The sequence below is a fragment of the Mesorhizobium sp. M1252 genome, assembly GCF_040318265.1.
GTDB lineage: Bacteria > Pseudomonadota > Alphaproteobacteria > Rhizobiales > Rhizobiaceae > Mesorhizobium.
In genome coordinates this window covers 30,548-44,954 of record NZ_JAMYLX010000017.1, presented here as the reverse complement: position 1 = coordinate 44,954, position 14,407 = coordinate 30,548, and the positions used below count along the sequence as shown (strand labels likewise).

Sequence of the window (14,407 nt, the reverse complement as noted above, 5' to 3'; positions counted from 1 at the left end):
TTGGCCGATTCCAGCCCGATATTGGCGAAATCCGTGCCCGCTTTATGCGGCGAAACGATGTCGTCAGCCGGCTCTACTGGATGGAGTCGATCGAGCTTTGGGACGAGCCGAAATCGCCGAGCGTGCGGAACGACAGGTTGAAGCCGACATTCTGCGACACTTCCTTGGTGTTGATGTCGCGTGATTCCGAGTACGTCATCAGGTAGGTGAAGCAGGAATCATTGTAGGCAAAGCCGACGCCGTCCTTGACCAGCACGCTTTGTTGCAGGTCATAGGTGCCGGTGCCGAAGACGCGCCAGTTTTCGGCCAGGTGTGTCGAGGCGCCGAGCGTGACTTCGTGGCGGTCGGTGGTGAAACCATAGAGCGGCTGCGCCTGGATGAAGGCGTATTTGGCGCTCAGCGAAACCGGCAGCCCGGAATAGGCGGCCTTCACCTCGGCACGGCGAACTTCGAAGGTCTGCTCGTCGAAGCGGCCGCTGAGCGAACCGGAGAAGCCGCTCGGGCTGCTGAAGCCGACAAGGCCGACATAGTCGGAGGTTGAAGTCTCCAGGCCGGAATCGGCGCCCGCATTGACCAGATCCGGTGAATCGAACGAGTTGCGCCCGCCCAGCTGGTAGGATTGGCCAAAGATGGCGTTGGTGCCCCAGCCATTGTCATAGGCGCCCGAATAGCGGAACCCGACATTGGCGCGGCTGCCGCCTTCGACGCGGTCGTAGCCGGAGAACTTGTCGCGCTCGAAGAGCGTCGTGGCATCGAAGACGAAGCTCTGTGCGTCCTCGTTGGGAACGGCGAGCCCGCCGACATACTGCTCGTTCGGGCGCATGAAGACCTGCGCCATCGGCTCGACGATATGGCTGGAGCCGGCCATCGAAAACAGCACCGGCCAGCGCATTTCAAGTCCGGCGGTCGCCATGTACCGGGCGAAGGAGGACCGCATGTCGTCGGAGGCATTAATTCGCGGATCGGTAGCCATCTGATTGATGGCGGCGAGCGAGCCGGAGGAGGCGTTGAGATAGTCGACGTCACCTTGCAAAGCCAGAAGCGGCGTCAGCTGCAGTCCGCCATCGGTGGTGAAGGTGCGCTTCCATTCGGTTTCGGCGGTGAGGCGCCCAGATTCGCCCTCGATGCCGCGCACGCGCTGAACGCCCGGCGGATCGGGGGGGAGGAAAAAGGCCTGATCGAGGTCGTCGCGGCGGATGACACGCACGTTGACGTTCAACGACAGCTGGCCACCGGCCACCGACATGTCGGGTATATATGCGTAATCGAGCGAGGGCAGCACCCAGGGCTGCTTGTCACTGCGCGCGAAGGGATTGCTGTCGGGCGTATTTTCCTGAACCTGGAAGCGCATGGCGCGCACATCGAAATAGTTGCGGTCGTTTAGGCCGGTCAGGTAGACCGACGATTGATGCACGGCGTCGTTGTAGCCTTCGATCGTGTAGGTACGCGAAAAATTCTTGTCGGTCTGAAGCAGGATATCCCAGCCGAAGTCCCAGCGCGGATTGATGGCGAACTGGCCTTTGGTGCCCATCATCCCGCGGAATTTGTTCGGATCGCCTGCTGGCCCCGAATTGACATTGTAGCCGCCGGGGAAAGCCGCGAAATCACGGAAAGCGCCAGGGTCCTGCTGGTTGATTCCGGCAAGCTTCAGCGTGTATTGGCCATTGTTGAAGCGCTGGCGCCACTCGGCCTCGCCGAGGAAACCCTGCTTGGTGTAGCCGCTGCCGGTAACGGTGAGGTCGTAGGTCGGCGACAAAGCGAAGTAGTAGGGGACTTTGACGCCGACGCCGAGACGATTGTTGTAGCCGATGCTGGGGATCAGGAAGCCGCTTTTGCGCTTGACCGTAGGGTCGGCGATCTCGAACGCCGGCAGATAAGCCAGCGGGAAGCCGAAGAATTCGAAATTCGCGTTCTCGAAGCGAACCGTCTTCTTTTCGCCGTTCCAAATGATCTTCCTGGCTTTGATCCGCCAGGTCGGCGCCTTGTCCGGCTTGTCTTCGCAGGGCTCGCAGGCCGTATAGACGCCGTTGTGGAACGTCGTCAGCACGCCGCCCATGCGCTCGGCGCTTTCGGCGGCGAAATAGGCTTTTTCGGGCGTTTCGACGCGCAGCGCATTAACGAAACCGTCAGCGAAATCGTCGGTAATGTCGATATGCTGCGAGTTGATCTTGGTGCCGTCGCTGTTGACGATCTCGACATTGCCGCTGGCAACCAGCCGCTTGGTGTTTCGATCATAGACGACGCGCTGGGCGACGAGCTTGTTGCCGCCATAGTCGATCTGGACGCCGCCGATGGCGGTGACCGTCTGGTTGTCGTTGTTATAGACGAGCGTGTCGGCCGCCAGCAGCATCTGGGAGCCGGAGGGAACCTTCGTTGCCACGTCGGTGACGTCCTGCGCCAGCGCAGGGGCCGTCAGCACGCCACAGGCGAGCAGGCATGCCAAGGCGCTCGCCGAATAGAGGCGCGCCAAACCGGCCTGCCTATGGCTGCGCAAAGCCGCCTCCCTCACTAGCCGTCTTCCTTGTATAGCAGGAATGTCACCCCAAAGAACATAGCCACGACAACCGGAACCCATGCAGCCACGGCTGTGGGCACGAATCCCGCCACGCCGAATGCCTTGACCAATACCGAAACGACATAAAGCAGAAAGCCGGCGAGGACGCCACCCAGAATCATCGTTGCCGACTGCCCCATCCTCGCAAATCGCATTGAAACTGTTGCCGCAATCAGCGTCATGGCCACAAGCAGGAACGGTAACGCCACCAGCGAATCGAACTGCATGGCGAAGGCATTTGCCTTGAGGCCGAAGGAGCGGGCAACCTCAATCTTGCCGGGAAGGTCGTAAAACGGGATGGTTTCGGAGCGCGCCAGCCGTTCCTGCACGAATTCCGGCTTGAGGTTGGTCGGCAACTGGTCGGTCGTTTCGGAACGGATGTTGCCGTCCTTGAACACCTTGACGTCCTGCAATTCCCAGTAGCCGTCGCGCAGAAAGGCCCGCGCCGCGTCCTTGCGCTCGACGATATTGCCCTGCGGATCGAGGACGAAGAACACGGTGTCGGCCATTTCCAGGCCCTGGTTCAGGATGGCGCGGGCGCCGATGATGGTATCGCCGGAGTTGGTTTTCTGGCGGATCCACGGCGTGGCATCGGCCGCCACCGCGTTCGAATTGCCGGATCGCAGCTGGTTTTCCATCTGCTCCGACCATGAGAAGCCATGCGCGGCGATCGGATTGAGCACGCCGACCGACAATATGCCGAATAACAGCGCACCGATGCAGCAGGGCAACAGAAACTGCCAGGCCGACACTCCGGCCGAGCGCGCAATCACCAGCTCGTATTTTCGGTTGAGCGACACCAGCGTCGCCATCGCCGAGAACAGGCCGACGAACGGCACCGTCTGCAGCATGATCATCGGCATCCTCAGCGCCGAGATCGCGACCGCCGTGCCGTAGGTGAAGCCCGGCAGGCCGGTGATGCGGCCGGACAGCTCGGTGAAGTCGATCAGGAACACCAGCGCCAGAAGGCCGATGAAGAACCAGATCGTGATCGACACGTAGCGAAAGAAGAAGTAGCGGCCCAGGGTCCAGCCCATCGTCAGGCTCCCTGGCCGGATGTGTAGCGCCGATTGAGGCGCAGCTTGAGCGCCGTCCAGCCATCGCTGACGCGGCCGGCGAAATTCGTCATCCAGTCGGCCCAGCTGCCGGGCAGTTCCATGCTTCGCGAGGTGACGATGAACCAGATGGCGACCGCCGAGGCGATGACCGGCACGCCATAGACCATATAGGCGTATTGCGGGATCTTGTCGGCCTTGCCGGCGGCAAAGAAGCCCAGCCAGCGCACGAACAGCGCAATGGCGATGGCTGTGATCAGCGGGTGGATGCGCGCCTCGCGGTGTGAGCGCGCATCGCCTGCCACGGCCAGCGCGATCAGCGCGAACACCAGCGAATAGGACCATTCGGAAAAGCGCTGGTCGAGCTCGGCCTTGTAGGCGCCGGGCCTGCGCTGGAAGATCTTGTCGTTCGGATCCGGGTTGAGCAGGTATTGCGTCGTTCGGTCCTTGGGCAGGAGCATGATATCGTTCGCCGCCGACATGAAGGCGGAAAGGTCGAAGGCGTAGGACGTGAAGCGGATGACCGACAGGTCGCCGGTCAGCGTCTTGCGATGAATGACGCCGTCATTCATCATCAGCACCTTCTCGTCACCCTTTTCGACGACGCTGCCGCTCTTGGCATAATAGATCAGATTGGCGCCTTCCTCGCGCGAATCGGCCACGAAGATGCCGCCGAGCCGGTTGTCCGGCAGCCGCTCGCCGATCTGCAGGAACAGCCCGTCGTCGATCTTGCGGAACGTGCCTTCCTGGATGATCAGCGACAAGAGATCGGCGCGCGAGGATGCGATCAGCTGGCGGTTCTTCTGCCTGGCATAGGGTTCGACGCCATTGTCGACCGCGAAGGAAAAGACGCTGGCCGCCAGCGCGATCAGCAGGACCGGCCGCACAATCGTCCAGCGCGAGGCGCCGGCGGCGTTGATGACGGCCAATTCCGAATCGGAGTTCATGACGCTGAGCGTCTGGGCCACCGCCACCACCAGGGCGAATGGCACCACGATCGGGATGATGGTGGGGATGATGAGGCCCGCGACCTCGAAAAAAGTCAGCGCCGATTGGCCACTATCGGTGACCAGGTCGATGCGGGCAAGCACCTGCGTCGTCCAGACAATGGCCAGCGTCCAGATCAGCGCAGCGAGAAACACCGCCAACGCGCGACGCATGATGTAGCGTTCAACGACCTTCATGTAAGGCTTTTCTCGATTTGCCGAACGGCATCATGCCCGCGGACAAGGTAGTCGTCCGGCTGCGGCTGTACAACTGGGTGCGTTTGGCCATTTCTTTCAGGCGGTTCGATCCGATTCTCCGTCCCACATCGCCCGTCCCGCAGGCCGGAGTGTCGGCGGCAATGGATAAGAAAGGGAGAACATCGATGGTTAACAACAGGTTGCGGCAGGAAAGCGGGGCCGTGCCGCGACGAATCGTTATCGATTCCGCTGCGCATATGAGCCCTGATTCCGGCAAAGTCTTGCCAAATCAAGGAAAACGACCAAATGTCGCGCATCTTCCCTGAGAATGCATTTTTCCTGAAAATCTGAGCCGTTTCCCGAAAGCAGGACCTGATGACTTTGAGACCATTGATCGCCTTCGCCAAATTTGCCGCACCCAAAAAGGGCAGCATCTTCGTGCTGGCGGCCGACGATGGTGGCCTTGGCGAACCGGCAAAGGCCTGCGACCCCTCAGGAACGCTGGCGCGGGCGTTTCCGGTGGCGGAGTTTTCCGGAAAATTCGCCGGTGTCGTCGAAGTGCTGGCGCCGCAGGGAACATCGCTCGACCGACTGGTGGCGGTCGGCGCCGGCAAGGTCGCCGGCCTCGATGACTTTGCCTGGCTGAAGCTTGGCGGCACCATCGCCGCGTCCCTGCGCAAGGCAGCGGAGGTGGCCGTCATCCTCGATGTGCCGGGCGCAAAGATTGGCGGCAGGCAAGCGGCGAGCCTTGCCGCCGGCATCATTCTGCGCAGCTACTCCTTCGACAAATACAAGACCAGGAAAGACAAGGACGATGCCGAGCCGAAGAAACCGGTCAAGGTGACCATCCACACCGCCGATCCTGCCGCGGCGAAAAAGGCCTTCGCCGACGAGGTTGCGGTCATCGACGGCGTGCTTCTGGCGCGCGACCTTGTCAACGAACCGGCCAATACGCTCGGCCCGATCGAATTCGCCGCCCGCGCCAAGGAACTGGAAGCGCTCGGCGTCGAGGTCGAGATCCTCACCGAGAAGGAAATGAAGAAGCTCGGCATGGGCTCGCTCCTCGGTGTCGCGCAAGGCTCGCCACGCGGCGCCCGGATGGCTGTCATGCAATGGAAGGGCGGCAAGGCCAAGGACGCACCGGTCGCCTTCGTCGGCAAGGGCGTCACCTTCGACACCGGCGGCAATTCGATGAAACCGGCTTCCGGCATGGAGGACATGAAGGGCGACATGGGCGGCGCCGCGGCCGTCATCGGGCTCATTCAGGCGCTAGCCGCGCGCAAGGCCAAGGCCAATGTCGTCGGCATCGTCGGGCTGGTGGAAAATGCCGTCGACGGCCATGCCCAGCGCCCCGGCGACATCGTCACCTCGATGTCGGGTCAGACCATCGAGGTGCTCAACACCGATGCCGAAGGACGCCTCGTTCTGGCCGACGCGCTGTGGTATTGCAACGACCGCTTCCAGCCGAAATTCATGGTCAATCTGGCGACGCTGACCGGCGCCATCATGGTCGCGCTCGGCCAGCATTATGCCGGCCTGTTCTCCAACAATGACGAACTTTCGGACAGGTTGACGGCGGCCGGCCAGGCGACTCAGGAGCGGCTGTGGCGCATGCCGCTTGGGCCCGAATACGACAAGCTGATCGATTCCAAGAACGCCGACATGAAGAACATCGGCGGCCGCTATGGCGGCGCCATCATCGCCGCGCAGTTCCTGCAGCGCTTCGTCAAGGAAACGCCGTGGGCGCATCTCGACATCGCCGGCACCGCGATGGGCTCTCCGCCGAGCGAGATCAACCAGTCCTGGGGCTCGGGTTTCGGCGTCAGGCTGCTCGACCGGCTGGTGCGCGACAATTACGAGGGATAAGGCAGGGAATGGCCGATGTCCTGTTCTACCACCTGACCGAATCGACGCTGGAGGATGCGCTTCCCGGCCTGCTCGAGCGCAGCGTCGATCGCGGCTGGCGCGCCGTGGTGCAGACCGGGACCGAGGAGCGGCGCGATGCGCTCGACCTGCATCTGTGGACATTCAGGGACGATTCGTTCCTCGCGCACGCGACCGACCGTGAAGCCCATCCGGCCGAACAGCCAATCCTGCTCACCACGAGCGACGCCAACCCCAACCAGGCGCAGATACGCTTCCTCGTCGATGGCGCCGCACCCGCCGATCTCGCCGGCTACGAACGCGCCGTGTTCCTGTTCGACGGCCATGACGCGGCCCAGGTCGAAAGCGCGCGGACACATTGGAAGGTGTTGAAAGAAGCGGGCCACGCGGTCACCTACTGGCAGCAGACGCCCGACCGTCGCTGGGAGCGCAAGGCGTAAGTCGCGTTATCGGTCGCTGATCGTAACCTTGTTTATCTTCGCGCCCTGCGGGAGATCTTTCACCTGCCGATGGATTTGGCCGGCGATATGCACCTTCACAACGAAAAACGTCGTTTCCATCTCTCGCAGACTCATTTCGCCGCCAAGCACCGGCGGCTTCTTGAAATCATAGCATTGGCCGGCTGCCGGAATCAGTCCGTTCTTTCGGGCGGCAACGACAAGGCCCGCCAGCAGCAACTCGTCGCGGCGCGCTTCATTCTGCAAGTCGGCCTGAAATTCCGCCCAATGACCCGCAATTCTGGTCAATTTCCCGTCGAGCATATCGAGATGACGAACCGACCCGTCGCCGGCACGGAAAAATATGTCGCCGAAAGCTGACACCGCAGCTGGTTCAAGGCCATCCAGTCCGATCCACTTCCAGCCGTCCAACGCTTCCGCGACTTCGTTCGCAGGTGGTTCGATAAAGAGGAACTGATAGTCATGGGGCCATTCGGCTCTGATCAAGCCCCCTGTATTGGCTCTGTTGGCCTCGGCTTTTCCTTCCTGTCTGGCGTCGGACGCGCCAAAAATTGAAGAAATAAAGCGGAAAAAAGATCTGGCCATAATCGCCCCCGTACGGGTCTTTATACTTGCGAGAGATTCTAGCCGCAATCCACTGAAGGCTCCATAGTTCCCACGCATTCGTCTTGATGATGGCCATCACATTGGATCCGTTTTATGGATTGACTGGATGCAGGCTCATTGGGCGGGCTGAGAATGCGGATCAGGATCATCGGAACCGGGCGAGCCGTGCCGGCTCGATGCGTGACCTCGCGCGCCCTCGACGCGCGGCTGGGGTTTGGCGACGGACATTTCGAGGCCGCGACCGGCGTCATCGAACGCTATGTCTGCGACGCCGAATCGCAGGTCGACCTTGCTTGTGCCGCAGCCCGTCTGGCGCTTGCCGATGCCGAACTTGAGGCAGGCAGTGTCGATCTGGTCATCGGCGGTTGCGGCGTGCCTTACCAGCCGTTGCCGTCGACGGCTCCGCTGGTCATGCAGCGCCTCGGCCTTGCCGATGGGTCGGCGGCCGCCTTCGACGTCAACAGCACCTGCCTCGGCTTCCTCACAGCGTTCGAGACCGCGTCGCGCCTGATCGAGGCCGGGCAATGCCGGACGGCGCTGGTGTTCTCGTCTGAAATCGCCTCGCGCGCCCTGCCGTGGCAGGACCAGCCGGAAATTGCGGCCCTCTTCGGCGATGGCGCGGCGGCCGCCGTGCTGCAACAGGCCCCAAGCGAGGGTCGGGTCGCGGCCAACCTGATGCGCACCTACCCTTCCGCCTATGCGGCCTGCAGCATCGGCTCCGGCGGCACCCGGTTCGACTTTCATCGTGAGCCCGAGGAATTCGCCCGCCACAGCCTGTTCCACATGGAGGGTAAGGAACTGTTTCGCGTTACGTCACGCCATTTCAACGGCTTTGTAGCGGAGTTGCTCGATCGCGCCGGCTGGCGGCACGACGATGTCGACCTCGTCGTGCCGCATCAGGCAAGCCCTTTCGCGCTCGCCCACATGGCGCGCCAGACGGGCTTCGCCAGGGAAAAGCTCGTCGACATCGCGGCGCGCTACGGCAATCAGATCGCCGCTTCCATCCCCTTTGCGCTCGACGTCGCGCGCCGCGAACAACGCATTGTGCCCGGCGCCAAAGTGCTGTTCCTCGGCACCTCGGCCGGCGTGTCGTTCGGCGGCATGGCGCTGGAAGCATGACCGTGGGACGCGTCCTCGTCACCGGCGCTAGCGGCTTCCTCGGCGCGCATGTCATGGCGCGGCTGGCTGCACTGGGCACACCGGCGCTGGGTCTTGGCAGGGACGCCAAACGCTGCGCGGCGCTCGAAGCCGCTGGTCATCGGGTCGTTCGGCTCGATTTGTCTCAACCATTCGATGCAGCTGCCGCGCGCGCTCTCGACGGCGTCGATGCGATCATCCACTGCGCGGCACTTTCCGCGCCCTTCGGCAGGTTGGCGGATTTCCAGACGGCAAATGTCACAGCTACCCGCAACCTCAGCGATTTCGCGCGCGGGCAAGGCGTGCGCCGCTTCGTCCATATCTCCAGCCCGACGGTCTGTTTCGCCTATCGCGACCAGCTCGGAGTTTCCGAGAATGCGGCCTTGCCCCCTCCGGTCAACCACTATGCCCGCACCAAGCGGCAGGCCGAGGAGATCGTGCTGGCGGCGCCTGAGATCAGCCCGGTGGTGCTGCGGCCGCGCGGCCTCTACGGTCCCGGCGACCGCACGCTGCTGCCGCGTCTGCTGCAGGTGGCACGGCAGCGCCCGCTGCCGCTGTTTCGCGACGGCAAGGCGCGCATCGATCTCACTTATATAGAGGATGTCGTCGATGCGGTGCTTGCCGCGCTGTCCGCCGGCAGCGCTGCCGAGGGACAGATATTCAACATCTCCGGCGGCGAAGTGGTGCCGGTCCGCCGCATTGCCGAGGCGGCCTGCGCCCGCGCCGGCGTGCAGCCGCGCTGGCGCAGAATGCCGCTCTGGCCCGCCATGCTGGCGGCCGGGATAGCGGAAACGGTAGCGAATATATTGCCCGGCCGCCCGGAACCGCCGGTGACGCGCTACGGTCTTGGCCTGTTCGCCTATGCGCAGAGCCTCGATCTTTCCAAGGCAGGCCGCATCCTCGGCTGGGCACCGAAAGTGTCGTTCGAGGAAGGGCTCGATCGCACATTCGGCAAGGCGATGGAAAGCAGGGGGGCAGCGTGAAGATCGTCTTCGCCAACAGCGCCTCTGTCGGCGCAGCCGAGCGCCTGATCCTGCGCGGCGGCAGCTGGGCGAAGGTCAGGCTACGTGTCCGCTACGGCCTGATCATGCATCCGCGGGCCGGCCCCGTCCTGATCGACACCGGCTACACGCCGCATGTGACACAAGGCAGTGGGCGCAGCACGGCGCTGCGTCTTTACAGTGCGATCCTCCGGCCCCAGCTCAACGAAGCCGAGCAGCCGCTCGCGGTACTGGCGCGCTTCGGCCTGTCTTTGCAGGATGTGCGCACCGTCATCGTCACGCATTTCCATGCCGACCACATGTCGGGCCTGTCGCTGTTTCCCAACGCTCGGCTTATCGCCAATGACACCGCCTGGGCGCGGGCGAAGGCCAAGACTTCCCTGCAGAATCTGCGCCATGGCGTCTTCAAGGAACTGTTCCCGTCTGACTTCGAGGCCCGACTCGACGGGCTGTCGTCGAAGCGGCAGGTCGAGCCGCGTGGCGGCGTACCGGGCGGCGCCGATCTGTTCGGCGACGGCAGCGTCATCGCAGTCGGTCTGCCCGGCCATGCCGATGGCCAGTTCGGCCTTTCGTTCCCAAATCTGGAGCGGCCGCTGCTCTACGCCGTCGACGCGCAATGGTTGTTCGCGGCCCTTGTCGAAAACCGAACTCCCGGTCTGCCGGCAACCCTGCTGGCCGAGGATGCCGCCGCGATCGAGCCGACCAGCGTAATGTTGCGCCGGTTTCTGGCGACCGGCGGCGAGGTTGTTCTTTGTCATGATCCGGCGGTGACGGCCTACGATCTGGCCGGAGAGAGCGCATGAACGGGCCGACGGAAGCGGCCCGTTCGTTTGTGTTGACGCAATGGCTCTCGCGCAAGAGCCGTGAGAATTTCGAACGCTGGCAAGGTCATGCCTTGCGCCGCTTTCTCGACCGCGACCTGCCGCGCGCGCCGTTCTACGGCAAGACGCCGCGTCATCTCGGCGATCTGCCGGTGACCGACAAGGCGACGCTGATGGGCAATTTCGAGCGCTTCAACATTCATGGCGTCTCGGCCGCCGAGGCCTGGAAGGCGCAGGCCGGCGATAGCCGCATTGGCGAGCTGACTGTCGGCTCCAGCACCGGCACGTCGGGCAATCGTGGCCTGTTCGTCATTTCCGAGGCGGAAAAATACCGCTGGCTGGGCACCATCCTGGCCAAAGCCGTGCCCGATCTGCTCTGGCGCCGGCAGCGCGTTGCGGTGATCCTGCCGCAAAACACCGGGCTCTACGACAGCGCGCGCAAATCGCGGCGTATCGACCTGCGCTTCTTCGATCTGACGCGCGGTCCGGAGAGCTGGCGCGGCGCTCTCGAAGATTTCGCGCCGACGGTGATCATCGCGCCACCGAAGATACTGCGGCACTTCGCGGCCGAGGGCTTTCGGCTCAAGCCGCAGCGTGTCTTCAGCGCCGCCGAAACGCTCGACCCGGTTGACCGGCCGGTCATCGAGGCATTCTTTGGTGGTCAGGTCGACCAGATCTACATGGCGACCGAAGGGCTGTTCGCCGTCACCTGCCGCCAGGGCGGGCTGCATCTGGCCGAGGATTCGGTGTTCTTCGAGTTCGAACCGGCCGGCGACGGCCTGGTCATGCCGCTGATCACCGCCTTTCGCCGCCGGACCCAGATCATGGCGCGCTACCGGATGAACGACTTGCTGCGGCTGTCCGAAAAGCCATGCCGCTGCGGCTCGCCGCTGCGCACGCTGGACGAGATCGTCGGCCGCATGGACGACGCTTTCCGGCTCGCCTCGCCGCACGGGCAGCTCCTCGTCACGCCCGACATACTACGCAATGCGGTGCTCAAGGCCGACCGGCGCATCGACGATTTCCGCCTGGTCCAGACCGCTGAAGATGCAATCGAACTCAGCCTGGCCCCCGGGCTTGCCGACGAAGCCGCCACCGCCGCCCATCAGTCCGTGCGCAATTTGCTGGCGGCGCGCCAGGCGACAGCTTCGGTCAGCCTTGTTCGCAGGGACCTGCCGTTGGAGACCGGCCGCAAACTGCGTCGGGTCGAATGCCACCTGGGAGCGGCATCATGAACCGGCTCGCTATGTTGCCACTCGATCAGACGAACCGGGTAGAAAACAACCCGCGTGAGGTCGAAGCCTTCGTTCAGCTTTTCAACGAGGTGCCGGTGCGCGACCTCGTGCGCAATCTGACAGTGGCTGTCGAAACCTTCGAGATCGCCGGCCGCTCCTTTCCGCTGACGCTGAACGACAGAAGCGAAGCGCCGAACTGCTATATCTGCTGCCCGTCCAGCGCCTATATCGACTATGCCATCGACGAGACCCGCAATTTCGTCTCCTCGCCCTTGCTGCAAAAAACGATGCGGATGCTGATCGGCCTGTGCGCGCCGCTGGTCAGGATGAGCGGCCTTGACCATCAGGTTCAGGTCAACAACTGGCTCTATTCGACCAATCCGGTGCCGCTGCTCGATCGCAACGCGGTCGCGGCGATGCGCGACGATCTCACCGCGCGTTTTCCAGATCGCGCTGTTTTCATCCGCTCCCTGAACGAGATCGCCGATCCCTCGACAATCGCAGCGCTGAAGGCGGAGGGTTTTCGAATGCTGGCGGCGCGGCAGATCTACATCTTCGCAGGCGACGGTTCGGCCATGACCAACGACATGAAGCGCGACCGCAAGCGGCTGCCCACGACGCCTTTCGAGCAGGTCGGCAATGGCGACTTCACCGAGGCCGACTATGCGCGCGCCGAAGCGCTCTACCGGATGCTCTATCTCGACAAATACACGCCGCTCAACCCGCACTACACGGCCCGCTATATCGGCGAGACGCACCGTCGCGGCATCCTGCAACTGGCAGGTCTGCGTCGTCCCGGCGGTGAACTGGTCGCCGTCGCCGCTTTGTCTCAGAACGGCAGGACACTGACGCAGCCCATCGTCGGCTACGACACCGGCCTCCCGGTGAGCGAAGGCCTTTACCGCATGATGATGGCGCTGGCGCAGGATCATGCGATGGCGCACAGCCTGTTCTTCAACATGAGCGCCGGTGCCGCCGCCTTCAAACGCTTGCGCGGCGCCGTGGCGACGGTGGAATACAACGCCGTCTATGCTGCCCATCTGCCGCGCCGCCAACGCATGGCGGTGCGGATCATGGAATTTGTGCTCGCGAAGATCGGCATTCCCCTGCTCAGGAGATTTGAACTTTGAGCGACACCCGACAGCAGAAAGACAAAGACTATTGGCAGGCGGTGATGCGGTCTGCCGACATCAAAGCCAAGCCGAAGCGCATCCTGTTCGACGGCGCGCCACTGGTGCTGTTCCGCTCGGCGAAAGGCATTGCCGCCCTCTTCGACCGCTGCGCTCACCGCCTGGTCGAACTCTCGACCGGCAAAGTCGTCGGTGGCGAGATCGAATGTCCCTATCATGGCTGGCGCTACAATGGGGAAGGGCGCTGCACCGCCATTCCCGGCCATGTCGGCGACGTCCCGCATTACCGTATCCGCCGCTACAGCGCGATCGAGCGCGACGGCGTCGTCTTCGTCTCGGCAGGCACGCCTGAGGGCGAGCCCTATCTCCATTGCATGCAAGGCAAGGATGTCGTCGTGAAGCGGGTGCGAAGCTCGGCGCGATCGACGGTGCTCGACGCCGCCGAGAACATTCTCGACGCCACTCACACCCACTTCACCCACAAGGGTGTGCTGCGCGGCCTGACCGCAAAGCGCCATCTCGTGCGCGTCGAGGTGACCGGCGGCAAGGGCTGGGTCGAAAGCTGCTACACCGGCGAGGACCGCCAACAGGGGCTGGTCAGCCGGCTGCTGGAAGGCAAGCGCGCCAAGACCATCGGCCGCTACCGCCATCCCGGCATCGTCGAACTCGAATATTGGGGCAAGGGCGGCTTGGCGCTGGCGACCACTTTCCATTTGCGTCAGGCGGACGAACGGACCGTCGAAGGCGTCGGCTGGCTGATCGGCCCGCGACAGGGCCTGTTCGGCGAACTCAAGGCGCTTGCTTTCCGGCCGCTCTTTGCCTTTGCCCTGCAGCAGGATCGCCGTGTGCTGAAATCGGCCAGCGACAACGCCCGTATATCGCCGCAGGTTCAGCCGGCGATCGGCCCGCTGGATTTCCTGCGCCGCGACATAGCGGCGATCATCGACGGCAAGATGCCACCGGCGGCGGCAGAGCCGCGGGTGCACCAAATCGAGTTGTAATCTAAAGTTCACGGCACTTGATTCCAGTTCTGCTGTAAATTATAGTTCACGGATGATCGAAGTTCGATCCACTGACGAATTCCGAAAATGGCTCAGAGGGCTCACGGACATTCGCGCCGTAAAGAAGATCACCCAACGGATTGTCCGCGTTCAGGCTGGGCTGTTGGGAGACGCCAAGTTCTTCGATGGCATAGGAGAATTGCGCGTAGATTACGGTCCGGGATACCGCGTGTACTTCGTCCGGCGCGGCAACACGGTCATTATCCTGCTCTGCGGCGGTGACAAAGGCTCGCAGGACAGGGACATCGGAAAAGCCAGGAAAATGGCAAAGGAAGTTTGAT

At 63.1% G+C, this 14,407-nt stretch carries 14 protein-coding genes; 10 read left to right on the top strand and 4 right to left on the bottom strand.

The annotated features are described in order from the left end of the window. Window positions 1-73: 73 nt before the first annotated feature. The 3 genes from NKH22_RS26365 to lptF are packed head-to-tail and all read right to left on the bottom strand — an operon-like array spanning window position 74 to window position 4,793. Window positions 74-2,509 (bottom strand): LPS-assembly protein LptD, encoded by a 2,436-nt coding sequence (locus NKH22_RS26365; RefSeq protein ID WP_352911643.1) that lies wholly within the window; start codon window positions 2,507-2,509, stop codon window positions 74-76. Then, complete coding sequence (gene lptG / locus NKH22_RS26360) at window positions 2,509-3,591, bottom strand: LPS export ABC transporter permease LptG (protein ID WP_352911641.1); 1,083 nt, start codon at window positions 3,589-3,591, stop codon at window positions 2,509-2,511. The genes NKH22_RS26365 and lptG overlap by 1 nt, the downstream gene beginning before the upstream one ends. A gap of 2 nt (window positions 3,592-3,593) precedes the next feature. Continuing rightward, a complete protein-coding gene (gene lptF / locus NKH22_RS26355; protein WP_023672737.1) occupies window positions 3,594-4,793 on the bottom strand; it encodes an LPS export ABC transporter permease LptF in 1,200 nt (399 codons plus the stop codon). A 32-nt stretch (window positions 4,794-4,825) separates the two neighbouring features. Between lptF and NKH22_RS26350 the strand changes: the two genes are divergently transcribed. From NKH22_RS26350 to NKH22_RS26340, 3 genes are read left to right on the top strand one after another with little or no spacing between them, the layout of a single operon-like run. After that, the gene (locus NKH22_RS26350; RefSeq protein ID WP_155923279.1) at window positions 4,826-5,119 is read left to right on the top strand and encodes a hypothetical protein; all 294 of its coding nucleotides are present in this window, start codon (window positions 4,826-4,828) and stop codon (window positions 5,117-5,119) included. Window positions 5,120-5,168: 49 nt separating this feature from the next. After that, on the top strand, window positions 5,169-6,659 hold the full coding sequence (locus tag NKH22_RS26345) for a leucyl aminopeptidase (RefSeq protein ID WP_352709971.1): 1,491 nt from the start codon (window positions 5,169-5,171) through the stop codon (window positions 6,657-6,659). Window positions 6,660-6,667: 8 nt separating this feature from the next. Beyond that, window positions 6,668-7,117 (top strand): DNA polymerase III subunit chi, encoded by a 450-nt coding sequence (locus tag NKH22_RS26340; protein WP_023738611.1) that lies wholly within the window; start codon window positions 6,668-6,670, stop codon window positions 7,115-7,117. A gap of 6 nt (window positions 7,118-7,123) precedes the next feature. Here the strand turns inward: NKH22_RS26340 and NKH22_RS26335 are convergent, their stop codons facing one another. Then, a complete protein-coding gene (locus NKH22_RS26335; protein ID WP_023685696.1) occupies window positions 7,124-7,720 on the bottom strand; it encodes a T6SS immunity protein Tdi1 domain-containing protein in 597 nt (198 codons plus the stop codon). Between the two features lie 201 nt (window positions 7,721-7,921). Here NKH22_RS26335 and NKH22_RS26330 point away from each other — a divergent pair, with 201 nt between their 5' ends. From NKH22_RS26330 to NKH22_RS26300, 7 genes are read left to right on the top strand one after another with little or no spacing between them, the layout of a single operon-like run. After that, window positions 7,922-8,860, top strand: coding sequence for a 3-oxoacyl-[acyl-carrier-protein] synthase III C-terminal domain-containing protein (locus tag NKH22_RS26330; RefSeq protein WP_245262699.1), 939 nt, complete (start codon window positions 7,922-7,924; stop codon window positions 8,858-8,860). After that, on the top strand, window positions 8,857-9,861 hold the full coding sequence (locus tag NKH22_RS26325; protein WP_031195192.1) for an NAD-dependent epimerase/dehydratase family protein: 1,005 nt from the start codon (window positions 8,857-8,859) through the stop codon (window positions 9,859-9,861). The genes NKH22_RS26330 and NKH22_RS26325 overlap by 4 nt, the downstream gene beginning before the upstream one ends. Continuing rightward, window positions 9,858-10,682: an MBL fold metallo-hydrolase gene (locus tag NKH22_RS26320; protein WP_023715074.1), complete on the top strand. Its 825-nt coding sequence runs from the start codon at window positions 9,858-9,860 to the stop codon at window positions 10,680-10,682. Before NKH22_RS26325 ends, NKH22_RS26320 begins: the two co-directional genes overlap by 4 nt. Next, window positions 10,679-11,935: a F390 synthetase-related protein gene (locus NKH22_RS26315; protein WP_023715075.1), complete on the top strand. Its 1,257-nt coding sequence runs from the start codon at window positions 10,679-10,681 to the stop codon at window positions 11,933-11,935. Before NKH22_RS26320 ends, NKH22_RS26315 begins: the two co-directional genes overlap by 4 nt. After that, window positions 11,932-13,065: a GNAT family N-acetyltransferase gene (locus NKH22_RS26310; RefSeq protein WP_023831135.1), complete on the top strand. Its 1,134-nt coding sequence runs from the start codon at window positions 11,932-11,934 to the stop codon at window positions 13,063-13,065. Before NKH22_RS26315 ends, NKH22_RS26310 begins: the two co-directional genes overlap by 4 nt. Continuing rightward, entirely contained in the window at window positions 13,062-14,066 is a 1,005-nt protein-coding gene (locus tag NKH22_RS26305; protein WP_023715077.1) for a Rieske 2Fe-2S domain-containing protein, read from the top strand. Before NKH22_RS26310 ends, NKH22_RS26305 begins: the two co-directional genes overlap by 4 nt. A 52-nt stretch (window positions 14,067-14,118) precedes the next feature. Then, window positions 14,119-14,406: a type II toxin-antitoxin system RelE/ParE family toxin gene (locus tag NKH22_RS26300; protein WP_023672746.1), complete on the top strand. Its 288-nt coding sequence runs from the start codon at window positions 14,119-14,121 to the stop codon at window positions 14,404-14,406. Window position 14,407 lies beyond the last annotated feature (1 nt).

Bases quoted from the DNA above. Each gene is read 5' to 3' on its own strand.
- lptG (WP_352911641.1), bottom strand. From the start codon at position 3,591: ATGGGCTGGACCCTGGGCCGCTACTTCTTCTTTCGCTACGTGTCGATC.
- lptF (WP_023672737.1), bottom strand. From the start codon at position 4,793: ATGAAGGTCGTTGAACGCTACATCATGCGTCGCGCGTTGGCGGTGTTT.
- NKH22_RS26350 (WP_155923279.1), top strand. From the start codon at position 4,826: ATGCCCGCGGACAAGGTAGTCGTCCGGCTGCGGCTGTACAACTGGGTG.
- NKH22_RS26345 (WP_352709971.1), top strand. From the start codon at position 5,169: ATGACTTTGAGACCATTGATCGCCTTCGCCAAATTTGCCGCACCCAAA.
- NKH22_RS26340 (WP_023738611.1), top strand. From the start codon at position 6,668: ATGGCCGATGTCCTGTTCTACCACCTGACCGAATCGACGCTGGAGGAT.
- NKH22_RS26335 (WP_023685696.1), bottom strand. From the start codon at position 7,720: ATGGCCAGATCTTTTTTCCGCTTTATTTCTTCAATTTTTGGCGCGTCC.
- NKH22_RS26325 (WP_031195192.1), top strand. From the start codon at position 8,857: ATGACCGTGGGACGCGTCCTCGTCACCGGCGCTAGCGGCTTCCTCGGC.
- NKH22_RS26315 (WP_023715075.1), top strand. From the start codon at position 10,679: ATGAACGGGCCGACGGAAGCGGCCCGTTCGTTTGTGTTGACGCAATGG.
- NKH22_RS26310 (WP_023831135.1), top strand. From the start codon at position 11,932: ATGAACCGGCTCGCTATGTTGCCACTCGATCAGACGAACCGGGTAGAA.
- NKH22_RS26300 (WP_023672746.1), top strand. From the start codon at position 14,119: ATGATCGAAGTTCGATCCACTGACGAATTCCGAAAATGGCTCAGAGGG.